At 65.0% G+C, this 23,646-nt stretch carries 13 protein-coding genes and 8 pseudogenes; 6 read left to right on the top strand and 15 right to left on the bottom strand.

Annotated features, from left to right (window positions below):
• Window positions 1–11 precede the first annotated feature (11 nt).
• Window positions 12–1,911 (bottom strand): annotated as a pseudogene (locus tag AB8Z38_RS06185) (TRAP transporter large permease subunit).
• 15 nt (window positions 1,912–1,926) lie between these two features.
• Window positions 1,927–2,946 (bottom strand): TRAP transporter substrate-binding protein, encoded by a 1,020-nt coding sequence (locus tag AB8Z38_RS06180; protein WP_369723555.1) that lies wholly within the window; start codon window positions 2,944–2,946, stop codon window positions 1,927–1,929.
• A 446-nt stretch (window positions 2,947–3,392) separates the two neighbouring features.
• Here AB8Z38_RS06180 and AB8Z38_RS06175 point away from each other — a divergent pair, with 446 nt between their 5' ends.
• Window positions 3,393–4,586: a M24 family metallopeptidase gene (locus AB8Z38_RS06175; RefSeq protein ID WP_369723554.1), complete on the top strand. Its 1,194-nt coding sequence runs from the start codon at window positions 3,393–3,395 to the stop codon at window positions 4,584–4,586.
• Here AB8Z38_RS06175 and AB8Z38_RS06170 read toward each other — a convergent pair.
• The 5 genes and pseudogenes from AB8Z38_RS06170 to AB8Z38_RS06150 all read right to left on the bottom strand — a co-directional run bounded on the left by AB8Z38_RS06170 (window position 4,583) and on the right by AB8Z38_RS06150 (window position 9,793).
• Window positions 4,583–5,409, bottom strand: a pseudogene (locus tag AB8Z38_RS06170) (hypothetical protein). The gene AB8Z38_RS06175 and the pseudogene AB8Z38_RS06170 sit on opposite strands and share 4 nt — an antisense overlap.
• A 105-nt stretch (window positions 5,410–5,514) precedes the next feature.
• Complete coding sequence (locus AB8Z38_RS06165; protein WP_369723553.1) at window positions 5,515–6,189, bottom strand: HAD family hydrolase; 675 nt, start codon at window positions 6,187–6,189, stop codon at window positions 5,515–5,517.
• 99 nt (window positions 6,190–6,288) lie between these two features.
• Window positions 6,289–6,953, bottom strand: a pseudogene (locus AB8Z38_RS06160) (methionine ABC transporter permease).
• The gene (locus AB8Z38_RS06155; protein ID WP_369723552.1) at window positions 6,943–8,088 is read right to left on the bottom strand and encodes a methionine ABC transporter ATP-binding protein; all 1,146 of its coding nucleotides are present in this window, start codon (window positions 8,086–8,088) and stop codon (window positions 6,943–6,945) included. The pseudogene AB8Z38_RS06160 and the gene AB8Z38_RS06155 overlap by 11 nt, the downstream one beginning before the upstream one ends.
• Window positions 8,089–8,319: 231 nt before the next feature.
• Window positions 8,320–9,793 (bottom strand): annotated as a pseudogene (locus AB8Z38_RS06150) (DASS family sodium-coupled anion symporter).
• 208 nt (window positions 9,794–10,001) lie between these two features.
• Here AB8Z38_RS06150 and nthA point away from each other — a divergent pair.
• The 3 genes and pseudogenes from nthA (at window position 10,002) to AB8Z38_RS06135 (ending at window position 11,660) form a co-directional block, all read left to right on the top strand.
• Entirely contained in the window at window positions 10,002–10,628 is a 627-nt protein-coding gene (gene nthA / locus AB8Z38_RS06145) for a nitrile hydratase subunit alpha (protein WP_369723551.1), read from the top strand.
• Window positions 10,625–11,283, top strand: a pseudogene (gene nthB / locus AB8Z38_RS06140) (nitrile hydratase subunit beta). The gene nthA and the pseudogene nthB overlap by 4 nt, the downstream one beginning before the upstream one ends.
• Window positions 11,283–11,660 carry a nitrile hydratase accessory protein gene (locus AB8Z38_RS06135; protein WP_369723550.1) on the top strand — a complete coding sequence of 126 codons (378 nt, stop codon included), beginning with the start codon at window positions 11,283–11,285 and terminating at the stop codon, window positions 11,658–11,660. Before nthB ends, AB8Z38_RS06135 begins: the two are co-directional and overlap by 1 nt.
• Window positions 11,661–11,835: 175 nt before the next feature.
• Here AB8Z38_RS06135 and queC read toward each other — a convergent pair whose 3' ends face one another.
• Window positions 11,836–12,549 carry a 7-cyano-7-deazaguanine synthase QueC gene (queC, locus tag AB8Z38_RS06130; protein ID WP_369723549.1) on the bottom strand — a complete coding sequence of 238 codons (714 nt, stop codon included), beginning with the start codon at window positions 12,547–12,549 and terminating at the stop codon, window positions 11,836–11,838.
• A gap of 140 nt (window positions 12,550–12,689) precedes the next feature.
• Here queC and mazG point away from each other — a divergent pair, with 140 nt between their 5' ends.
• On the top strand, window positions 12,690–13,550 hold the full coding sequence (gene mazG, locus AB8Z38_RS06125; protein ID WP_369723548.1) for a nucleoside triphosphate pyrophosphohydrolase: 861 nt from the start codon (window positions 12,690–12,692) through the stop codon (window positions 13,548–13,550).
• A 193-nt stretch (window positions 13,551–13,743) separates the two neighbouring features.
• Here mazG and hflX read toward each other — a convergent pair whose 3' ends face one another.
• From hflX to AB8Z38_RS06105, 4 genes and pseudogenes are all read right to left on the bottom strand, one after another.
• Window positions 13,744–15,138 (bottom strand): GTPase HflX, encoded by a 1,395-nt coding sequence (hflX, locus tag AB8Z38_RS06120; RefSeq protein ID WP_369723547.1) that lies wholly within the window; start codon window positions 15,136–15,138, stop codon window positions 13,744–13,746.
• Window positions 15,139–15,149: 11 nt separating this feature from the next.
• Window positions 15,150–15,398 (bottom strand): RNA chaperone Hfq, encoded by a 249-nt coding sequence (gene hfq / locus AB8Z38_RS06115; RefSeq protein WP_007591126.1) that lies wholly within the window; start codon window positions 15,396–15,398, stop codon window positions 15,150–15,152.
• A 242-nt stretch (window positions 15,399–15,640) separates the two neighbouring features.
• On the bottom strand, window positions 15,641–17,011 hold the full coding sequence (locus AB8Z38_RS06110; protein ID WP_369723546.1) for a sigma-54-dependent transcriptional regulator: 1,371 nt from the start codon (window positions 17,009–17,011) through the stop codon (window positions 15,641–15,643).
• A gap of 17 nt (window positions 17,012–17,028) precedes the next feature.
• Window positions 17,029–19,445, bottom strand: a pseudogene (locus tag AB8Z38_RS06105) (ATP-binding protein).
• 200 nt (window positions 19,446–19,645) lie between these two features.
• On the opposite strand from AB8Z38_RS06105, the gene AB8Z38_RS06100 reads away from it, so the two are divergent.
• Complete coding sequence (locus AB8Z38_RS06100) at window positions 19,646–19,792, top strand: hypothetical protein (protein WP_369723545.1); 147 nt, start codon at window positions 19,646–19,648, stop codon at window positions 19,790–19,792.
• 165 nt (window positions 19,793–19,957) lie between these two features.
• Here the strand turns inward: AB8Z38_RS06100 and ntrC are convergent.
• The 3 genes and pseudogenes from ntrC to dusB form a co-directional block, all read right to left on the bottom strand.
• A pseudogene (ntrC, locus tag AB8Z38_RS06095) lies at window positions 19,958–21,401 on the bottom strand (nitrogen regulation protein NR(I)).
• Window positions 21,402–21,410: 9 nt separating this feature from the next.
• Window positions 21,411–22,588, bottom strand: a pseudogene (locus AB8Z38_RS06090) (nitrogen regulation protein NR(II)).
• Window positions 22,585–23,586 carry a tRNA dihydrouridine synthase DusB gene (gene dusB, locus AB8Z38_RS06085; protein ID WP_369723544.1) on the bottom strand — a complete coding sequence of 334 codons (1,002 nt, stop codon included), beginning with the start codon at window positions 23,584–23,586 and terminating at the stop codon, window positions 22,585–22,587. The pseudogene AB8Z38_RS06090 and the gene dusB overlap by 4 nt, the downstream one beginning before the upstream one ends.
• Between the last annotated feature and the right edge of the window lie 60 nt (window positions 23,587–23,646).

Below are 23,646 nucleotides of genomic sequence, written 5' to 3'. Positions count from 1 at the left end.
GACACCCTCCCTCACGCCGCGTCAAAGGATCCAATCGAGATCCAGGGGAAGACCGCGACGATGATCAATCCCACCAGCAGCGCCAGCAGATAGCCCCAGATCGGCCTGATGCCTTCGGCCGGATCGACGCGTCCGATGGCGCAGGCGGCATAATAGCCGACGCCGAAGGGCGGGGCGAATAACCCGATCCCCATCGCAAGAATGATCACCATGGCATAGTGCACCTCATGCACGCCGACGGCGCGCGCGATCGGAAACAACAGCGGCCCGAACAGCACGATCGCCGGAATGCCCTCCAGCACGCTGCCGAGGACGGTGAAGGCCAGGATCGAGACCGCGATGAAGCTCGCCGACCCGCCCGGCAACCCCGTCATGGCCGCCGCCAGCGAGCGCGAGAAGCCGGACTGGGTCAGGCCCCAGGCCATGCCGGTCGCGGTGCCGATGATCAGGAGGATGGCGCCGGACAGCGCCGCCGTTTCGACCAGCATCGGAAACAGCCGCCGCCAGTTGAACCGGCGGTAGACCAGGAGGCCGACGAGAGCGCCGTAGACGATGCCGATGGTCGAAACTTCGGTGGCCGTCGCAATGCCCTCGACCACTGCGTAGCGGATCACGAAAGGCAGCGCCAACGCGGGCAGGGCGATGATGAAGGTCTTGCCGATCTCGGAAGCGGGGGGCGCGCTGGACGTGGCTCATATCCTCGTGCCGATACCGCCACCGGACCAGCATGCAGAGCGTGACCGCAAGCACCACGCCGGGCAGGAGGCCGCCCGTGAACAGCGCGGCGATCGAGACGCCCGTCACCGAGCCGATGGTGATCAGCACCAGGCTCGGCGGGATGGTCTCGGTCTGGGCACCCGTCGCCGCTAGAAGCGCGACGAGATCGCCGGGGCGGGCGCCGCGCTGCTTCATTTCCGGAAACAGCACTGGCGCGACCGCCGCCATGTCGGCGGCCTTGGCCCCGGAGATGCCGGAGACCAGGTACATGGCGCCAACCAGGACATAGTGCAGGCCGCCGCGGACATGGCCGAGCAGGCTGGCCAAAAACGCCACCATGGCCCGGGCCATGCCGGTCATTTCTATCAAGAGCCCCAAAAATACAAAGAGTGGCACCGAGAGCAGGATGAGGTGGCTCATGCCCTCGTCCATCCGTCCGACCAGCACCATCACGGGTGTCCGCGTGGTCAGCGCCAGATAGCCGAAGATGGCGAGGCCGAAGCCGAACGCAATGGGAACGCCCGCGAAGACGCAGAAGCCGGCGACCCCGACGAAGAAGATGACGAGGTTGAGATTGCCGAGCGGCCGCAACGCCGGCTCAGCCAGCCAGAACAGGCCGATGACGATGGCAACCGAGGCAATTGCGGCCGCAACCATCCGGTAATCTGCCGTGCGCACCAGCCGCAACAGCGCGAACGCCGCCATCAGGCAGATCCCGGCCGGGAGCGCTGCCGCGCGCCACATGTTCGAGATCTGGAGCGCCGGCGTGGTGATGTAGCTTTCTTCGTAGGCGTAGTCCCAGGATGGCCACACCACCATCGCCAGGAAGGCCAGCGCGGCGCAGGTTGCGACCAGATCGAGCCAAGCCCGCATCGCCGGGCTGGCGGTGGCGACGATCGCGGTCATGCGCATGTGCTCGGAGCGGCGAAACGCCACGGCTGAGCCCAGCATGGCCAGCCACAGGAACAGGATGGAGGCGAGTTCGTCGGACCAGATCAGCGGCCGGTGCAGGCCGTAGCGCGCCACCACGCCGGCAAACAGGATCACGATCTCGGCGATGACCAAAATCGCCGCAGGGATTTCGACGATGAGGCCGAGGAGACGCTCCAGTGCAGCCAGCAGCGAAGGTCGGCGAGGGGACTGATCAGCCACCTCGCCCGCCACTGCGCTCACCTCAACCTCGGTATGAGCCATGCCGGCCCCGACGCGTTACGATAGCTTGCCGACGGCCTTCTCCAGAAGGTCCCAGGCCTGCTCGCCGTATTTGCCCTTCCACTCCGCATAGAAGCCGGCACTCCGCAGCTTGTCGCGGAACGGCGCAACCGTGGGCTGGTTGAACGTCAGGCCCTTGGCCGCGAGCTCCTGCTGCAGATTGGCGTTCAGCTTCGCGGTGTCGGTGCGCTCGTTGAGCGCGGCGGCATTGATGTTCTTGGCGACGACCTTGCGGATATCCTCCGGCAATTTTTCCCATGCGCGGCGGTTGGCCAGGAACCAGAAGCCGTCCCACATGTGGTTGGTCAGCGAGCAGTATTTCTGCACCTCGTAGAGCTTTGCGGTCGAGATGATCGCCAGCGGGTTCTCCTGGCCCTCGACGATCTTGGTCTGGAGCGCCGAATAGACCTCGCTGAAATTGATCGAGGCGGGCGCCGCGTCGAACGCCTTGAACATCGAGGTCCACAGCGGCGACACCGGCACGCGGATCTTGAAGCCCTTGAAATCGTCCGGGCCGGTGATCGGCTTGCTCGACGACGTGGTCTGGCGGAAGCCGTTGTCCCAGATCTTGTCCATGACCTCGAGGCCGGACTTCTTGATCTCGCCGCGGACATAGGCGCCAAGGTCGCCGTCCATGGCCTTCCAGACCGTGTCGTAGTCCGGGAATGCGAAGCCGATGCCGTTGATCGAGGCCGCCGGCACCAAGGTCGCCAGGATCAGTCCGGAGAGCGTGAAGAACTCGACGCCGCCTGAGCGGATCTGGCTCAGCATGTCGGTGTCCGAGCCGAGCTGGTTGTTCGGGAAGATCTGGAGGTCGAACTTGCCGCCGGTCTCGCTCTTGATCGCCGCCGCCATCTCCTTGGCGCGCACGTTCAAGGGATGGGTGTCTGGCAGGTTGTTAGCGTATTTGTAGGTGAACTCGGCGCTCTCGGCCCGCGCGACATGGGGCGCGCTGAGGCCGCCCAGGACCGCGGTCGCGGCGGAGGCCTTGAGAAGCGTGCGTCGGGAAAAGCTCATTGGGTCTGCTTCCTCAAAAGTTTGTTCTTGTTGTGAGACGCAAACCTATACGGACGTGGCGTCAGAAGGTCATCTGCGATCTCGCGAAGCCTCGCTTATTGCAGCCGGACATCCTTGCGGCAATATCGGCTTTAGGAGCGATGGGCCGGATACAAAAACTGGAAAACAACCCCATGCACAGTAGCCGTCAAGAGCTGCGGCGATGATCTGGCGCGTGGCCGAAAACCGCCGCTGAGCGAAGGCGTGGTGGAAGGAGTTCGATCTAAGTCTTTGATCAAGTTGTAGATAAATATATTCCATAATATACCTTATGCGAATTACGGATGTGACCGTGCAGGTCAGGCCAGCCCAATCCAGGGATATCCGGAACCCTGCTCCGGGCGCACAATCAACGGCAGACAACGGACGCGGCCGCTCGAGCCACGCCGCCATTGGGAGGTTTCGTCATGCAGGAGAACGCCACTCGCGCGAGCGCCTCGCGCGCCATTCCATTCGATGCCGCCAAGCTCGACCGCCTGATGGACGCGGCCGGTCTCGACGTCCTGGTCGCGACCTCCAAGCACAATGTGCAGTACTTGCTGGGGGCCGAGCGCGCGATCTTCTTCGACTACATGGATGCCCTGGGCGTGAGCCGATATCTGCCGGTCCTGGCCTATCCCAAAGGCGCGCCGGACAAGGCCGTCTATATCGGCCATCGGCTGGAAACCCATCAGCGCGCCGTGGCGCCGCCCTGGGTGCCGCAAGTCCGGACCGAGTCCAATGGCTCGGTGGACGCGGTGATGCGGGCCGCGCGCGCCTTGAAGGATGCCGGCGTGCCGATCAAGCGGATCGGCGTCGAGATGGCGTTTCTGCCGATGGACGCAGGCAAGGCGCTTGGCGACGCCCTGCCCGACGCCGAGCTCAAGGACGCGCTGCTGGTGCTGGAACGGCTGCGTGCGGTCAAGTCGGCGCATGAGCTGGCAAAACTCAAGACCGCGTCGGAACTGGTGATCGCCTCGATGCTGGAGGTGATCGCCGGGCAGGGCCCGGGCACGACCAAGCAGCAATTGTCCGATGCGTTGCGTGTCGCCGAGGCCAACCGTGGGCTGACGTTCGAATATTGCCTGCTCGCCTGCGGCAGCAGCCACAACCGGGCGCCGTCGGCACAGCGCTGGGAGCAAGGCGATGTGCTGTCGCTCGACTCCGGCGGCAATTATCACGGCTATATCGGCGACCTCGCGCGCATGGCCGTGCTGGGCGAGCCGGACACCGAGCTGAAGGACTGCCTGGCCGAGATCGAAGCGGTCCAGCGCGCGGCTTTTGCCGCGGTCCGGCCGGGCGCCATGGGCGGTGACATCTACGTCGCGGCCGAGCGGCAGCTGGCCCACATCACCCAGCGCGACTGCACGGAGTTTTTGGCCCACGGCATGGGCCTCGTCAGCCACGAGGCCCCTCGCCTGACCGCCAGCGGTCCGGTTCCCGACGACACCGACGCCCGCCTGCCGCTCGAGCCCGGCATGGTGGTGTCGATCGAGACCACGATGAAGCATCCCAAGCGCGGCTTCATCAAGCTCGAGGACACGGTGGCGGTGACGGCGGGTGGATACGAGATCTTTGGCGAGGACGGTCGCGGGTGGAATCTCGGCGGCAGCGCGCGCTAGCGCAGCGGCAGCAGGTCCAACTGGGCTTGCGCCTTCTTCACCGCCGCAGCGAACCAGCCCTGGCTTGGCGCTTCCTTGGCGAAGCACGCCGTCATGGCGTCCATCGCCTGGTCCTCGCGGGTCATATCGCCGCGCGGGTCCTTCTTGTTGACCGGCTTGGTCATCATCTGTTTCCAGACCTTCTCGCAAGCCGGGATCTCGGTCGTCTTCAGCGCGTCCGTGACGGCGAGGAAGAAGACCTTCTCGCCCTGGATCGCGACGACGTCGATTTCATGCGGCGGTCCCTTCAGGTCGCCATTGCCGCGCACGCCCAGCACGGCGACCGCGACACTCGCCGCTGCGGGCTTGATGATCGGCAGCTCCGCATATTTGGCGAAGGCGGAGTCCTGGATCGCTTGATAGTAGAAGCGGTCCGACTTGAAGGCGGCGCCGATCTCCTGCGGCATGCCGTCCTCGCGGTGCTCGGCAAGCCAATGCTTGAGCAATACGGTGGTCGTGACCACGGCTTGCATCTTGTCACCTTCGGAGGCGAAGCCGAGCCCGTCGAGATGGCCGAAGCCCGAGTCGCCTTTGAACAGCGTGTCGACGTTGGAGCTTCCCTCCGGGGCAGCCCCTTGATCGCGACCGGCCCGACCAGGCCGCGCAGCACGCCGGTCAACTCCTTGAGGGCCGCGTCATGCTGCCTGGAGGTCTCATCGTTCTCCGGCGCCTTCGAGAACTTGCTGATGTAGCGGTCGCGCAGATCGAGATAGTGCTGCTCGGGAGACGCCGCATTGGCGCGCGTGGCGAACACGAACAGGCAGAGCAAGGCAAACCACTTCATGGGACATCCGGGGCGAGGACCATCTCCCCTCTTTGTGGCTGTGCTTGCTCGGAAGGTTCATCCGCGAAGCCGCCGGCGCCCTCGCCTCGTGATCGGAGTGTGAGGCTAACGCCGGCCGCCGACCTCGTCGATCCGGCGCAGCATATCGGCGGGATCGTCATAGACGCGGAAAGCCCCGGATTGGCGCAGCTCGTCCGGCCCGTAGCCGCCGCTCAGGAGGCCCACGCCGAGCGCGCGACAGCGCACGGCAGCCATCATGTCCCAGACGCTGTCGCCGACCACGACCGCGGTCTCAATCGGTGCGTTCAGCCGCGCGGCCGCTGCGAGAAACAGGTCCGGGTCGGGCTTTGCGTATTTGACCTGGTCGCGCGTCACCACAGGCGTGCGCTGCGGATCGACACCGAGCGAGGCGAGGTTCACCGCCGCGGTTTCCATCCGGCCGCTGGTTGCGATCGCCCAGGGAATCCCGGCCTCCGTCAGCCATTGCAGCAATTCACGCGCTCCCGGCAGCGGCCTGATCTGGCGCGCTTGCTGCTGGTAGGAGGCCGCGTGCGCCCGCCGCAGCCTGTCGATCCGCTCCTCGCTGATCTCGACGCCGATCTCGCGCAGCAGCTGGTTGGTGAACAGACCGCCGCTCATGCCGATCTTGCGATGGATGCGCCAGACCGAAAGCTCGATTCCCTCGGCGTCAAGCGCATGCTTCCAGGCGAGCACATGCTGATAGACGCTGTCGACCAGCGTGCCGTCGAGGTCAAACAGGAACACCGGCTCGATGCGCATGCAAGCTCTCCATTGCAGTGTCGCTGCGGAGGCGCCCTCGCCTCTGCCGCGCGACATGCAAGCATACGATCAAGACAACAGCTTGTTCCTTTTTTGACGTCAGCGATGCCGCAGCCGGCGGTTGAGCCGGCGTGCGAGGTAGTCGCCGGCGCTCTGCACCAGCTGAACCAGCGCGATCAGCACGACGACGACGGCCAGCATCATCTCCGGCATGAAGCGCTGGTAGCCGTAGCGGATGCCGAGATCGCCAAGCCCGCCGCCGCCGACCGCGCCGACCATGGCGGAGTAGCCGAGCAGGCTGACCACTGCGAGCGTCAGCGCCAGCAGCAGACCCGGCAAGGCCTCGGGGATCAGCACCTTGAACACGATCTGGAGCGGCGACGCCCCGAACGAAGATGCTGTCTCGATCAGCCCGCCATCGACCTCGCGGATCGCGGCTTCGACCAGGCGCGCGATGAACGGCACTGAGGCAATCGTCAGCGGCACGATGGCCGCGGTCGATCCGATCGAGGTGCCCGCAATCAGCCGCGTGAACGGGATGATGGCGACGACCAGGATGATGAAGGGCGTGGAGCGTGTCGCATTGACGACGATGCCGAGCAGGCGATTGACGGCGGGGGCCGCGAACAGCTCTCCTTCCGGCTGGTCGCGAGGAACACGCCGAGCGGCAGGCCGAAGGCCGTGCCGATCAGCGCCGCCACCCCGACCATGTAGAGGCTCTCGCCGGTAGCCTGGATGATCAAGTTGATGAGTTCAGGCGACATAGCCGAGACGCTCCGCCGAGAATTGATGTTGAGAAAGCCAGGCCAATGTCCGGCCTGCCGCGTCCTCGCCGCGAGAATTGCCAACGGGAATGCCGAGCACCAGCGAGCCCACATGCTGGCCGCCGATCTCGTCGATGCGGGCCGACAGCAGCGACACGTCAAGTCCGAGCTCACGCGCGATCCGCGCGATCAGCGTATCGCCGGTCCCTGCCCCGCGCACCTGGACACGGATCACGGTCTGGCTGCCCGCAACTGGCTCCTGTGAAATCCGACTCGCTAGCGACACCGGCAGGCTGTCGCCGATCACCTCGGCCAGGAAGGACTGCGTAATCGGGTGGTTTGGATGGGTGAAGATGTCGGCGACGTGGCCGCTCTCGACCACCTGGCCGGCGTCGAGCACGACCACGTCCCTGGCGAGCTGGCGCACCACCGACATTTCATGGGTGATCAGCACGATGGTTACGCCGAGCTCGTGATTGATGTTGGCAAGCAGATCGAGGATCGCGCGGGTGGTCTGCGGATCGAGCGCGGAGGTCGCCTCGTCCGACAGCAGCACGCTCGGCCGTGTCGCCAGCGCACGCGCGATGCCGACGCGCTGCTTCTGGCCGCCCGAGAGCTCGGAAGGATAGCGGTCGTGCTTGTCGGCGATGTCGACCAGCGCGAGCAGCTCGGCGACGCGCGCGCGGATGTCGGCCTTGGCCCAGCCGGCGATTTCGAGCGGCAGCGCGATGTTGTCGGCCGCCGTGCGCGACGACAGCAGGTTGAAGTGCTGGAAGATCATGCCGATCGAGCGCTGCGCCAGCCGCAATTCGCGACCGGCGAGCGCTGAGATGTCGCGGCCATCGACGATCACGCGGCCTGTGGTCGGCTTCTCCAGCCCGTTGATCAGCCGAACGAGGCTCGACTTGCCCGCACCGGAGCGACCAATCACGCCGGTGATCGAGCCGCGGGCAATCGCGAAGTCGATCCCCTCGAGCGCGTTGACGCCGGGCTTGCCGCGATAGGCCGGATAGGTTTTCGAGATGCCGGCGAAACGAACCATCGCATCGCCGTCAACCGCGGCGGGCGCGTCTCGGGTTTCGACGGGATCTCCGACCAGCAGCGATGGCTGCACGTTCATTGAAGCGGCTTTCATGCGGGATGATGAGCTCGTCCGCCCGAGCGGCGCGCGAGACCCAGGTGGCATGACGCGACGGAAGGTTGGAACAGCGGCGGGGCTTCCAAAGGCGGCGCTGCACTGCAGCACACCATCGCGCGATCCGGTCTTTGTTGCAATTTCAGATATTTGCGGGACTTGGACGAAATTTTCCCGGTCCCTGCCCGGCGAAGAAAATTCATCTGCCGGGGGCAGCACCCTGCGGCCCCCTCACCGGGCCATCTGCAGCCACGGCATCACGATCAGGAGCAACCCGCCAAAATAAAGCAACCCGAAGATCAGGCCAAAGCCCCAGAATTGCCCCTTTCCGATATAGCCGCTGCCGAAATACATCGGCGCGGGTCCGGTCGCGTAAGGCGAGATCACGCCCATCAGGCCGAGCGAATACATGCAGAGCATCGCAAGCGTCGTGACCGGCAGATCGGGGACGCCCGAGCCGACCGCCAGCACCACCGGCAGCACGGCGGCGGCATGCGAGGTGATGCTCGAGAAGAAATAGTGGATCCAGAAGAACAGCGCGACCAGCATGATCATCGCGGTCGATGGCGAGAGCCCTGCGAGCGGCTTGGCGAATTCATTGGCGAACCATTTGATGAAGCCGATCTCGTTGAGGCCCGAGGCGAGCGTCAAGAGCGAGGTGAAATAGAAAACACCTCCCAGACGCTCTTCTCGCTGGCGATATCGGCGAACTCGATCACGCCCGTGACCAGCATCAGCGAGATCACGATGAACACGACGGTGGTGGCATTGACGAAGTTCGAACCGAGCAAGGGCACGTGAATGTTGGGGCTTGAGCCCGCGATCCACAGGAACATCGCGAGGATGATCAGGCCGAGCATGATCCACTCGTTGCGCGACATCGGGCCCATCTCGGCGAGCTCTCTCGCCGCCCATTCGATATCTCGGGGCTGCGCTTCACCTCCGGCCGGCAGATCGCGTAGCTGAGTAGCGGCACCAGCAGCATCAGCAGGATTCCGAGCGGCGCGAAACCGACGAACCATTGGCCCCAGCTGACGTCGACCCCGACCGTCTTCTTGGCGATCGCAAGCGCGGCCGCATTGGGCGCCAGCGCAGTGAAGAACAGCGAGCTCGTGATCGCCGTCGCTGCAAAGGCGGTCCACATCACATAGGTGCCGATCTTGCCGGCGGTCGGTCCGGGCTCGGAGCCGTAGATGCGCGGGATATTGCTGATGATGGGATAGACGATGCCGCCGCTGCGCGCGGTGTTGGACGGGGTTGCCGGCGCGAGCAGGAAGTCGGACATCGCGACCGCATAGCCAAGCCCCAGCGTGTTGGTGCCGAGTCGTCGCACCAGCACCAGCGCGATGCGCCGGCCGAGCTGGCTCTTGCGATAACCGATCGAGAACACGAAAGCGCCGACGATCAGCCAGACCGTGCTCTCGGCGAAACCCGCCAGCATCCAGCGCAGCGATTTGCCGGGATCGGGATCGATATAGCCAGAGATGCCGGCAACCGTCAGCCCGATCAGGCCGACCGCGCCGACCGGCATTGATTCCAGAATGAGGCCGGTGATGACGGCCGCGAAGATTGCAAAATAGTGCCACTGGTTAAGGTTGAGCCCTGTTGGCACCGGCCACAGATAGATCGCGAGCCAGACCACGAGCGGCGCGATCAGCTTCCAGCGAAACGCTTTCGCCTCAGATGGGTTTGAACCCGCGGCCATCGTCCCTCCCCTCAATTCCAATGGTATCTTACCGGTTCGTTCACCGCGCCTCATTGTCCCGGCTGCCGTATAGGGACAGTCGATGGCGCGATCAATGGCTTGGAGAGGAGAGTAGCCTATTCCGGTTCGTCCCGCTGTACAGCCGTGGCGCGACGCCAGCAGAGTCTTCGCCTCGACAACGCCCGGATTCTGGGACTATCTTCGCCCAATGAGCGAGCATCCTCATCACCACGATCACGACCATTCCGAACTGTCGGAGACCGAGCTGCGCGTGCGCGCGCTCGAGACCATCCTGACCGAAAAGGGCTATGTCGAGCCGGCTGCGCTCGACGCGATCATCCAGGCCTACGAGACCAGGATCGGTCCGCACAATGGCGCGCGCGTCGTTGCCAGGGCCTGGACCGATCCGACGTTCAAGGCCGCGCTGCTGGAGGACGGCAGCAAGGCCATCGGCACGCTCGGCCACGTCAGCCGCGTCGGCGATCATCTCGTCGTGGTCGAGAACACGCCGCAGCGGCACAATATGGTCGTGTGCACCCTGTGCTCCTGCTACCCCTGGGAAATGCTCGGGCTGCCGCCGGTCTGGTACAAGGCCGCCCCCTACCGCTCGCGCGCCGTCAAGGACCCGCGCGGCGTGCTCGCCGATTTCGGCGTCACGCTGCCGAAGGACACGGAAATCAGGGTGTGGGATTCCACCGCCGAAACGCGCTTCCTGGTGCTGCCGATGCGGCCCGGAGGCACCGAAGGCTGGAATGAAGAGCAGCTCGCCGAGCTTGTCACCCGCGATTCCATGATCGGCACCGGCTTTCCCAAGACGCCCGGAGCGCCGTCGTGAACGGCGTGCACGACATGGGCGGCATGGACGGGTTCGGCAAGGTCGAGCCCGAGCCGAACGAGCCGGTGTTCCACGCAGATTGGGAAGCCCGCGTGCTCGCGATGGTACGCGCGATGGGCGCGGCCGGCGCCTTCAATATCGACACCTCGCGCTTCTATCGCGAGACGCTGCCGCCGGATGTTTATCTCTCGAGCTCCTACTACAAGAAATGGTTCCTGGGGCTCGAAGAGATGCTGATCGAGAAGGGTTACATATCGCGGGAGGATGTCGCCGCCGGGCATGCGGTGCAGCCTGCAAAGCCGCTCCGGCCCGGCAAGCTGAAGCGCGACGACGTCGAGCGCACCATGGTCCGCGGCAAGTTCGCCCGCCCGCTGCGGCGCCGCCCAAGTTCAAGATCGGCGATCGCGTGCGCGCCAGGAATATCCATCCCGCGACACACACGCGGCTGCCGCGCTATGTGCGCGGTCACGCCGGCGTGGTCGAGTTGAACCACGGCTGTCAGGTGTTTCCGGATTCGGCGGCGATGGAGCTCGGTGAAAATCCGCAATGGCTCTATACGGTCGTGTTCGAAGGCCGAGATCTCTGGGGCGCGGACGGTGATCCGACGTTGAGGGTCTCGATCGATGCCTTCGAGCCCTATCTGGATCCGGCGTGATGAGCGGCACGCTTGCTGCCGCTGCGACGGCGGCGATACCCAGCATTCCGCGCGACGAGGACGGCCCGGTGTTCCGCGCGCCCTGGGAGGCCCACGCGTTCGCGATGGCGCTGACGTTGCATGACCGCGGCGTGTTCACCTGGCCGGAATGGGCCGCAGCGCTGGCCGACGAGATCAAGCGCGCGCAGGCTGCCGGCGATCCCGACACCGGCGAGACCTATTACCTGCACTGGCTCGCCACGCTGGAAGGACTGGTCGCGCGCAAGGGTGTCGCGTCGACGGAGACGCTGCACCGCTACCGTGACGCCTGGGACCACGCGGCCGATCGTACGCCGCACGGGAAACCGATCGAGCTGCGGGACGAGGATTTTCCGTAAGCTGCTTGCGCGTTGTGCGGGCACTGTTCACCTCGACCAGGACTGTCATTCCCCGCGAAGGCGGGGAATCCAGTACGCCGCGGCTTTTCGGCTCAAGCGCCGTCTCTGGAATACTGGATCACCCGCTTTCGCGGGTGATGACAGCGGAGATGGCAATGACGGCGAGTGAGGCGCGCTAGCTCCCCGCCACATACTCCCGCCACCCCTTTGCCCGCAGGCTGCACGCCGGGCACTCGCCGCAGCCGTATCCCCAATCATGCCGCGCGCCGCGTTCGCCGAGATAGCAGGTGTGCGATTGCTCGCGGATGAGATCGACCAGGCTCTCGCCGCCGAGGTCGTGCGCCAGCTTCCAGGTCGCGGCCTTGTCGATCCACATCAAGGGCGTATGCAGCTCGAATTGTCTCGCCATCCCGAGCGAGAGCGCGGCCTGCATGGCGCGGATGGTATCGTCGCGGCAATCGGGATAGCCGGAATAGTCGGTCTCGCACATGCCGCCGACGATGTGGGTGATGCCGCGCCGGTAGGCCAGCGCCGCGGCGAAGGTCAAAAACACAAGATTGCGGCCGGGCACGAAGGTGTTGGGTAACCCATCGGCGCCCATCGCGATCGCGATGTCGCGCGTCAGCGCCGTGTCCGAGATCGCAGCCAGGGTCGGGATCGACAGCGTATGGCTCTCGCCGAGCTTTGCAGCCCAATCGGCGCGCAGGCCTTTGATGCCGTCGAACAGCCGGTCGCGGCAGTCGAGCTCGACGGCGTGGCGCTGGCCGTACTCGAAGCCCAGCGTTTCCACGCCTGCAAAACGGCTCAGCGCCCAGGCGAGGCAGGTGGTGGAATCCTGACCGCCGGAAAACAGCACCAGCGCGGTTTGGGATGAAAATGCATCACTCATGGCCGGCGCTTTAGCACCGCGGGGCGAGCCCGCCAATCTGGCCCGCCGATCGGTGGAAATCGGTCCGTTCCGCTGGCTTGCGCTGGGAACGGCGGGCCGCTTTTGGCATAAGGTTTAAGACCCAGGAGACGCCCCCCGCAATGACCCCTTCCCGCGACATTTCCCGCCTGATCGAGATCATGGCCGCGCTGCGCACGCCGGTGACCGGCTGCCCCTGGGACCTCGAGCAGAATTTTGCGACGATCGCGCCCTACACGATCGAGGAAGCCTATGAGGTGGTCGACGCGATCGACCGCGGCGATCTCGACGATTTGCGCGAGGAGCTGGGTGACCTGCTGTTGCAGGTCGTGTTCCACGCCCAAATGGCGTCGGAGCAGAACGCCTTTGCCTTTGGCGATGTCGTCGAAGCCATCACGCGCAAGATGATCCGGCGCCATCCCCATGTCTTCGCCGACAAGGAGGGCAATCTGGCCTCCTCCCACGTCAAGGAAGTCTGGGACCGCATCAAGGCCGAGGAGAAGGCCGAGCGCGCCGCGCGCCGGCCGCCGGAGGCAATGCCGCCGCACAAATCGCTGCTGTCGGGCGTCAAGGCCGGCCAGCCGGCGCTGACCCGCGCCATGGAGCTTCAGCGCAAGGCTTCCACCGTCGGCTTCGACTGGAACGACCCGCGCGCCGTGCTTGCAAAAATCCGCGAGGAAGCCGACGAGATCGAGGCCGCGCTCGACCGCAACGACAGCGAGGGGCTTGCGGAAGAGACCGGCGACCTGATGTTCGCGCTCGTCAACCTCGCGCGCCATGTCGACGCCGATCCGGAAGCCGCGCTGCGCGCCACCAACGCGAAGTTCGAACGGCGCTTTGCCTATATCGAGCGGGCGTTGGAGGCGCAGGGGCGCACGCTGGAGCAGGCGTCGCTGGCGGAGATGGATGCGCTTTGGAGTGCGGCGAAGGGGGAGAAGCAGAATGCTCCTGCCGTTGCGGGGAGCAACCAGGGCCGCCGCTAACTCCGCTGTCGTCCCGGCGAAGGCCGGGACCCATTACCCCGGTCGTACATTATTGAAGCAGCGCTGGAGCCACCAGCGTGCCAATTCCAACCGGTTGTGGTTATGGGTCCCGGATCTGCGCTTACGCTTGTCCGGGACGACAGTTTGGCTTGAGGCAGCGGTTGGCTCACTCGCGGGACGACCTGGGGAGAAATCACGCCACGCGCGGCACGGCATCAAACCTGTTCACCACGATATCCCGCTTGGTCTCGTCCACCCGCACGGTCATGTCGAAGCGACCGTCGTGCAACTCTTTCGCCAGCACCTCAGCGTTACGGTGCAACCAAGAGATGCCCGCGCCGTCGGCGGCATCGATCGACAGGTCGAGCGTGGTCCGCTTGGCAGCCAGACGTTGCTCGATCGCGGCGAGCAGTGCGTCGATCCCCTCGCCCGACACGGCCGAGACCAGCATGGCCGGGTGATCCTCAGGCCTGCGGGCCGCGATGTTCAAAAGCTCCTCGCGCTGCTCGGAATCGTAACGGTCGATCTTGTTCCAGACCTCGATGATGCGGCCGGAGTCGTCCGGATTGATGCCGAGCTGGCGCAGCACCGCGTCGACGTCGCTTTGCTGCGCTTCCGCATCCTCGTGCGAGATGTCGCGCACATGCAGGATGACGTCGGCCTCCAGCACCTCCTCCAGTGTGGCGCGGAAGGCGGCGACGAGCTGCGTCGGCAGATTCGAGATGAAGCCGACGGTGTCGGATAGCATCGCCTTGCCGCCATGGGGCAGCGTGAGCGCGCGCAGGGTCGGATCGAGCGTTGCGAACAGCATGTCCGCGGCCTGCACGTCTGCGCGCGTCAGACGGTTGAACAGCGTCGACTTGCCGGCATTGGTGTAGCCGACCAGCGCCACCACGCGATACGGCACGCGCTGGCGCCCGGCACGATGCAGCCGCCGCGTGGCCTGCACCTTCTTCAATTCGCCCTCGAGCTTGGAGATGCGCTCCTGGATCAAGCGGCGGTCCGCTTCGATCTGCGTCTCGCCCGGACCGCCCATGAATCCGAAGCCGCCACGCTGGCGTTCGAGATGGGTCCAGGATCGCACCAGGCGCGAACGCTGGTAGTTGAGATGCGCGAGTTCGACCTGGAGCGAGCCTTCCTTGGTCTTGGCGCGGCGGCCGAAGATTTCCAGGATGAGCCCGGTGCGGTCGAGCACCTTGGCGTCCAACTCCTTCTCGAGATTGCGCTGCTGGATCGGCGCCAGCGCGCAATCCATCACCACGAGCTCGACGTCGAGGCTCTTGGCCAGCGCAGCGATCTCCTCGACCTTGCCCTTGCCGATATAGGTCGCTGGGCGGATCTGGCTGATCGGCGCGATGATCGCATCCGCGACGACGAGGTCGATCGCGCGCGCGAGGCCGGCGGCTTCGTCGAGTCGGGCCTGGGCGTCTCGCAGGATCTGGTGAGACGTGACGTGACTCTCCGATGGCGCGTCGGCACCGCCGGCGCGCACACGCAAGTAAGGGCCGATGACAAGCACCCGCCCCGTCTGCTTAGCCCCTGCCGGCCGCGGACGGTCGGCATCCCCGTCAAAATTCCGGGGTTCCAATCAGATCACTCTCAAGCCGGCTGATCCTCGCCGCCTTCGAACAACTGGATCGGAGCGCCCGGCATGATGGTCGAGATCGCATGCTTGTAGACAAGCTGCGAGTGACCGTCGCGCCGAAGCAGCAAGCAGAAATTGTCGAACCAGGTCACGATGCCCTGGAGCTTCACTCCGTTGACCAGAAAGATCGTCAGTGGCGTCTTGGTTTTGCGAACGTGATTAAGGAAGGTGTCCTGTAGGTTTTGTGCGCGGTCTGCCGCCATTGTTTTTTTTCTCGCTTTGAGTTTCTTGTTATTGCGCCGGTTGCGGCCCTCTTTTTTGAAATTGTGAGGCGTCGTCCGGTTGCTGTTCCCCATGAGATCCCCCTCCGAGGGAACAGCGGCACGATTAGAGGACAGGTCGGCTTATTAGGCAAGCCGCTTCACGCGGCAGGCCCTGCCGACTTGCCCCGAAAAACTACGGAAACAGGTGATTTTGCCCTGCGTAATCCGACCCTTGGGGGACGTCAACCGACGCCGAGCGCCTTCAACTTGCGATGCAGCGCCGACCGTTCCATGCCAACAAACTCAGCCGTGCGAGAAATATTTCCTGAAAAACGACTGATCTGCGCAATCAGATAGTCGCGCTCGAACACTTCGCGCGCCTCGCGCAGCGGCAGGCCCATGATGTGCTCGCCGTTGTTGCTGGTGGGCATCGCCGGCACCATCGAGCCGACGTCCTGCGGCAGCATGTCGGCGGTGATGATCACCTCCGGGCCGCCGGCCGCGAGAATCATGACTCTCTCAACATTGTTGCGGAGCTGGCGCACATTGCCGGGCCAGACATGCGATTGCAGCACCGCCATCGCATCCTGTCCGATCTGCCGCTTGGGCAGGCCGCTTCCGGCCGAGATCTGCTCCATGAAATAGTCGATCAGCTCGGGGATGTCCTCACGACGCTCCGACAGCGCCGGCACGCGGATCGGAACCACCGAGAGGCGATGATAGAGGTCCTCGCGGAAATGGCCGGCCGCGATCTCCTCTTCGAGGTTGCGCGCGGTGGAGGAGATGATGCGGACGTCGACCTGCACCTTGGCAGTGCCGCCGACGCGCTGGAACGACTGCTCGACCAGCACGCGCAGAATCTTGTTCTGGGTCTCGCGCGGCATGTCCGAGATCTCGTCGATGAACAGCGTGCCGCCATGGGCTTCCTCGAGCGCGCCCGCCTTGCGCGCCTGCTCGCCATTGGACTGCTCGACGCCGAACATCTCGTGCTCCATGCGCTCCGGCGTGATCGCGGCCGCATTGATCACGACGAAGGGGCCATCGGCGCGACCCGAAGCCATGTGCAGCGTGCGCGCGGCGAGCTCCTTGCCGGCGCCGGCAGGGCCGACGATCAGGATGCGGCTGTTGGCCTTTGCCGCGCGCTCGATGGTCTGGCGCAGCTGGTTCATGCTGGGCGAGCGACCGACCAGCGAGCTTGCGCTCGGCGCGAGCTGCTTCAGCTCCTTGACCTCGCGCTTGAGCCGCGAATTCTCCAGCGCGCGGTTGGCGACCAGGATCAGCCGGTCGGTCTTGAACGGCTTTTCGATGAAGTCATAGGCGCCGCGCTTGATCGCCGCGACCGCGGTCTCGATGTTGCCGTGGCCGGAGATCATCACCACCGGCAGATCGGCATTGTCCTTCTTGACCTGCTCCAGCAGTTGGAGCCCGTCGAGCTTGGAGCCCTGGAGCCAGATGTCGAGGAACACCAGATGCGGCCTGCGGTTGCCGATCTCGGCCAACGCCGTATCGCTGTCGCGTGCGGTCCGGGTGACGAACCCCTCGTCCTCGAGGATGCCCGCAACGAGATCCCGAATATCGGCCTCATCATCGACAATCAGAATTTCACTTGCCATAGGTCGCGCCTGTCTTGTCAGTTGCCTGTTGAGGCTTCGATTTTCGTTGAATCATTGGTCTTTTCAGCCGGCTCTTTGGTTCCGGAGGCCGGCTCTTTTGTTTCCGGGTCCTTGACGGATTCGGCGATCTCCGCTTCCTTCGCCGTATCCTTGACCGTCTCCTTGGCGGCCGGTGCCGGCTCACTTCCCTCGCTTTTCGCGGGAGCGCCGGAGATCGCAAAGCGCATCCGCATCCAGGCGCCGCGCTGGCCTTCCCGGAAGTCGGAGGCGTCCTTCAATTCGATGCGTCCACCATGGTCTTCCAGCACGCGGCCGACGATCGCGAGCCCAAGGCCGGTGCCTTTGGCGCGCGTCGTCACATACGGCTCCAGCAAGCGCGAGCGCGCCACCTTGGGCAGGCCGATGCCGTTGTCGATGACGTCGATCAAGACGTCCTCGCCCTCGCGCGACACTACGACATCGATGCGGCCCTTGCCGTGACCCTTGGCGAGTTCTTCCGGCGGGACCTGCTCGATCGCCTCGGTCGCGTTCTTGATGATGTTGGTGACCGCCTGCGAGATCAGCCGCCGGTCGAACTGGGCACGCAGCGGATCGTCCTGGAATTCGGCCTCGATATCGATCTCCGGATGGGCGACCTTCATCAGGAACACCGCCTGCCGCACGGTGTCGGCGACGTCCTCGCCCTCCATCACCGGCTTCGGCATCCGCGCGAAGCGCGAGAACTCGTCGACCATGCGTCGATGTCGTCGACCTGGCGCACGATGGTGTCGGTGCACTGCTCGAAGATCTGCTTGTCCTTGGTCTCGGTGATGTCCTTGCCGAACTTGCGGCGGATGCGCTCGGCCGAGAGCTGGATCGGCGTCAGCGGGTTCTTGATCTCGTGGGCGATGCGGCGCGCGACATCGCCCCAGGCCGACGTGCGCTGCGCCGAGACCAGCTCGGTGATGTCGTCGAGCGTGATGATGTAGCTGTCGTGCGGTTGGCTGGTCTTCTCGGCGCTGACGCGGACCGAGAGGTTGCGTTCCTGCCCGTCGCGCGTGATCGTGATCTGGCCCTGCACCAGGCGCTGGGTCCCTTCCCGCGCCGCCTTCATCATGTCTTCGAGCTCAGGCAGCACGTCGGAGAGCGGATGGCCGAGCGTCTCGGATTCGGCATGCCCGATCAGCTTCTCGGCGGAACGATTGAGGATGCCGACACTGCCCGAGCTATCGACGCCGATGATGCCCGCGCTTGCCGACGACAACACGGCCTCGATGAAGCGGCGGCGGCTGTCGATGAGATCGCTGGCATTGACCAGCTCGTCGCGCTGGCTACGCAATTCCTGCGTCATCTTGTTGAAGGTCTCACCGAGCTGGGCGAGATCGCCTTCCGATTTGTGCACGGGTACCTGGACGTGCAGATCTCCGGTCGAGACCGTGTTGGCCGCGTTCATCAGCCGCCGGATCGGCGCCACCAGCGAGTTGGCGAAGTTCAAACCGATCAGCACCGAGGCCATCAGGATGGTCAGTGCGATCACCGCGAACATCAGCGCGAACGCGACCTGGATGCCTAACTTGCGCGACTCGATCTGCGCGTATTCCGCGACGCTCAGCTCGGTCTGCTTGAGCTGGGCGACGACCCTTGGATCAAGCGGGCGAGCGACATAGAGGAAGGTATTGGTAAAGCCCCTCAGCCTGATCACGGCGGCGACCAGATTTTGATCGGGCAGGACCGCGATCTCGGGCTCGTTCTCGTTGACGTTCTGAAGAAACTCCGGCGCAGGCGGCGCGAAGGTGAGCGGGACACCCCCGGTCTCTGCCGACAGGATCGGATTGGCGTCCTTGCCCATGAGCATCGCGCCCGGGAGGTTGCGTGCCGCCGCGCTCGAGGTCAACAGCTCCAGGAACGACTGCCGATCCTGATCGAACAGCAGCGGAACGCGCGAGACGTCGTTAGCCATGCCGAGAATGTCGCCGCGAATGACTTGCGCGTGCTCCTGCACATAGGCGCGCGCGATGATCAGCGAATTCTGAATGACCTCCTTGGTCGGTCCCGAGAACAACCGGTCGAGGCCGCGCTCGATCGTGACATTGGCGACGACGGCGACCAGCACCGCTGGCAGCACTGCGACGATCGAGAACAGACCGACGATCTGGACGTGCAGCCGCGCCGCTGCCCGCCCACGCCGGCGGGCCTGGATCATCTGCCGGACCTCGCGGACGATGATCCCGATCAGGAGCAGGATGGTGCCTGCATTGATCGCCAGGAACGAGCTGACGACCTCCCGGGTCGGCTCGATGCTGGTCAGGCCGGTCAGGACCAGGAAGGTCAGAAGCGCCGACAGCAGCGCAAGAGCAACTGCAAACGGACCCAGCCAGCGCCACACCGACCAGCGCCGGAGCTCTTCGGTTGGGGCCGTGTCAAAGGATGCGGCCGAGGTGTCTGCGCTGGTCATTCCGGCAATGGGTGCTGAAAAAGGGGTCCGCCGCGGCGGCGGATACTGATGTATTCGTACCACATTGTTGCCGAATTGCGACAATTCCGCGGCGCCGGTCCCGCGGCGGACCGGCGCATCCACAGCCGCGACTTCGGGACGCGTCCGCCGCTGGCGGAGATCGCGGGGAACGGATTGCTGTCATTCCGGCTTGACCCGGCATGGACAGGTTCTTTCTCGCGATGATGGTTTCGGCCGTGTTGCTGCTGATTGTGGCCGAGGACCTCCTGGTCAACGGCCCGGTGATTCAGGAGCAGACAGCCCAGATCGCCGACATCCTGCCGGCATCGGGCAGCCTGATCAAATAGAGGCGACGCCCAGGAATGGTCGAATGACGAATTTGAGCATGGTCGCGGAACATTGAGCCTGAGTCCGACTTCTGCTCACCGCGTCAGCCACAACGGCCAGCGCGATCCGGACAGGCTCAGCCCCGCTTTGATAAGCGGAGCTGAGCCACCGTCGGCTCCGGAAAACTAGGCGCCGCTCCGATAGACCTGGATATCGAGATCCCGGATCTTCTTCCGCAGTGTGTTGCGGTTGAGGCCGAGCAGGTCCGCGGCGCGAATCTGGTTGCCGCGGGTGGCCGCAAGCGCGGCCGTCAGCAGCGGCACCTCGATCTCCTTGAGGATACGGTGATAGAGGCCGGGCGGCGGCACGCCGTTCGGAAAGCCCTGGAAGTGCGAGGACAGATAGGCCTCCACCGCGCCGCCGAGATTGTCGATGCCCTGCTGGACCGCGGCACCTGGGCTGACCGAGGGCGGCGCGAGCTCACCATCGATCACCGAGGCCGTGATCACGTCCTGCGGATAGAGCGCCGCGAGGCGCCGTGCGAGGTTTTCGAGTTCGCGCACGTTGCCGGGCCAGCGATGCTGCTTCAGCCGCTCCAGCGCCAGCGCGTCGAGCTTCTTCGGCGGCAAGCCGTCCTTCTCGGCCAGCGCGAAGAAGTGACGGATGAGATCCGGCAGGTCCTCGATGCGCTCGCGCAACGGCGGCAGCCGCAGCGGCACGACGTTGAGGCGGAAGAACAGATCCTCGCGGAACAGGCCCTGCTGGATCAGGACGCGCAGATCCTTGTTGGAGGCAGCAACGATCCGCACGTCGGTCTTGATCGGCGTGCGGCCACCGACGGTGGTGTATTCGCCCTGCTGCAACACGCGCAGAAGTCGCGTCTGCGCTTCCATCGGCATGTCGCCGATCTCGTCGAGGAACAGCGTGCCGCCTTCGGCCTGCTCGAAGCGGCCGGAGGCGCGGGTGTTGGCGCCGGTGAAGGCGCCGCGCTCATGGCCGAACAACTCGGATTCGATCAGGTCGCGCGGGATCGCCGCCATGTTGACCGCAACGAACGGGCCATTGCGGCGCTTGCCGTAATCGTGCAGCGCGCGCGCCACCAACTCCTTGCCGGTACCGGACTCGCCCGTGATCATCACGGTGAGATCGGTCTGCATCAGGCGCGCCAGCACGCGGTAGATTTCCTGCATCGCCGGCGAGCGGCCGACCAGCGGGATCGCCTCCATCTCGGCGTCCTCGTCCGGCGTCGAGACGCGCTCCTTCGGCTCGGCGAGCGCGCGGCCCACGATGGCGATCAGCTCCTTCAGGTCGAAGGGCTTGGGCAGATATTCGTACGCGCCGCGCTCGGAGGCGCGGATCGCCGTCATGAAGGTATTTTGCGCGCTCGTGACGATGACCGGCAAATTCGGCCGCATCTTCTTGATCCGCGGCAACAGATCGAAGGGCGTTTTCGTCCGGCATCACCACGTCGGTGATGACCAGATCGCCCTCCCCTTGGCTGACCCACCGCCACAGCGTCGCGGCATTGCCGGTGAGTCTGACTTCATACCCGGCGCGGGAAAGTGCCTGGTTGAGAACCGTGCGGATGGCGGTATCGTCATCAGCTACGAGAATGCTACCTGCGGGCATTGTTGATCCTCATTTTGCCCCCTGTGATGCAGACGACGACTTCCCGGCAGAGCCGTCGTGACTGCTGTGATCGGCATGTTTGACCGATGTGGAATACATCGGCATCAGCACGCGGAAGGTGGTTTTCCGCGGCTGAGATCTCGCATTCGATGATGCCCCCGTGATCCCCGATGATCTTTGCGACCAGCGCCAGGCCGAGACCGCTGCCGGTCTGCTTGGTGGTCACGAAGGGATCGAACAGGTTGGGCAGGAGATCGTCCGGAACGCCCGGTCCGTTGTCCCTCACGCAGAACTCGAGCGGCAGGGATACCCGGGATTTTTGACCAGGCACTGACAGGCGCACGCCGGGACGGAACGCGGTGGTGAGGTGGATCTCGCCCTCGGGAACGTCGATCAGGGCTTCGGCGGCGTTCTTCACGAGATTGAGGAACACCTGGATCAGCTGATCCTGGTTCGCGAGCACCGGCGGCAGCGAGGGATCGTAATCCTCGACGAATCTGATGTTGCGGGCAAAGCCGGACTGCGCCAGCCGCTTCACGTGATCGAGCACCGAATGGATGTTGACGGGTCCGCGCACCACGGGCCGTTCGTCACCGAACACCTCCATGCGATCGACCAGCGTGACGATGCGGTCGGCTTCGTCGCAGATCAGCCGGGTCAGCATGCGGTCTTCGGAGGACGCCTGCTGCTCGAGGAGCTGCGCCGCGCCGCGAATACCGGAGAGCGGGTTCTTGATCTCATGCGCCAGCATGGCCGCGAGCGCGATCACCGAACGCGCGGCGCTGCGGTGGGTGAGCTGGCGGTCCATCTTGTCGGCGATAGAGCGCTCCTGAAGCATCACCACGATGTGGCCGGGCCGCTCGGTGAGCGGGGCGACATGGAGATCGACCTGGCGGTCGCCGCCCATCCGCGGGGTGCCTAGATCGACCTTGTATTCGTTGACCGGCGCGTTGGACGAGCGCACCTGGTCGATCAGCGCCAGCAAGGGACTACCGAACGGCACCAGCTCTTTCAGCGACTGCCGCTTCAGAAACTGCGTCGAAATATCGAAGAAGGCTTCGGTTGCGATATTGGCGCCGACGATCTTGCCGTCCGGCCCCGATCAGGAGCACGGGATTGGGCAAGGCATCCAGAATCGCGTCGCTGTCGGACGGAAGCGGCCGACGATGTTCAGCAGCTGAGCTCATGCAGCAGCGCTCCATGCGAAGTCGTCGAAGGCATCTTGCAGCGAGTGGTGGACCAGGCGTGGATCTTCGGATGTCAGAATCTTCTGGCGCCAGACTTTCAGCGTCTCGGCCGGCGCCCGGCTCGCATCGGCTGCGACGTCGAGCGCCCAGCCCAGATGCTTGCGTGCATGCCGCAGGCCAATGCGCAGGCCATAGAGCGCACAGACGCCCTCATAGAGCGTGCGGACGTAATGGAGTTGCGTCTGGAGTGACGGGAGGGCTTCCGCCGCCCCGCCGTTCAGGCGGCGACCAATCTGGCCCGGCAACCAGGGCTGGCCCTGTGCGCCGCGGCCGATCATCACGGCATCGGCGCCGGACGCTTCGAGCGCCGCGAGCGCCTTTTCATAGGATGTGATGTCGCCATTGACGACGAGCGGAATGGAAATGGCCTCGCGCACGGCGCGGACGGCGTCCCAATCGGCCTCGCCCTTGTAAAACTGGCAGCGGGTGCGGCCATGGACCGTGACGAGCTTGACGCCGGCGGCTTCGGCGCGGCGTGCCAGTTCCGGCGCATTGCGGGTGCGGTCGTCCCAGCCGAGCCGCATCTTCAGCGTCACGGGCACCTTCACCGCCGCGATCGTCGCCGCGATCAGGCTGACGGCGTGGTCGAGGTCGCGCATCAGCGCGGAGCCGGACTGGCCGCCGGTGACGTGGCGGGCAGGACAGCCCATGTTGATGTCGATGATGTCAGCGCCTTCAGCTTCCGCGATCCGGGCGCCTTCCGCCATCCAGTGCGGCGCGCATCCGGCGAGCTGAACCACATGCGGGCCCACTCCGGCGGCCTCGCAACGCAACCGCGACATGGCGTGGCCGTTGACGAGATCATCGCTGGCGGTCATCTCGGACACGACCAGACCGGCGCCGAGCTCGGCGGCGAGCCGTCGGACGGGCGAGTCAGTCACCCCCGACATCGGTGCCAGGAAGACCGGGGTAGCGATTTCAATATCGCCTATCTTCAAGGGCTTAGAGCCTGATCCTACCGGGCCGGTCACAAGGGTCTCGTTGACTGGGCAGCGCCT

Origin of the sequence: Bradyrhizobium sp. LLZ17, from assembly GCF_041200145.1 — a bacterium.
Classification (GTDB): domain Bacteria; phylum Pseudomonadota; class Alphaproteobacteria; order Rhizobiales; family Xanthobacteraceae; genus Bradyrhizobium.
The sequence above is the reverse complement of the archived record's forward strand: the minus strand, read 5'-3'. Positions and strand labels throughout refer to the sequence as shown.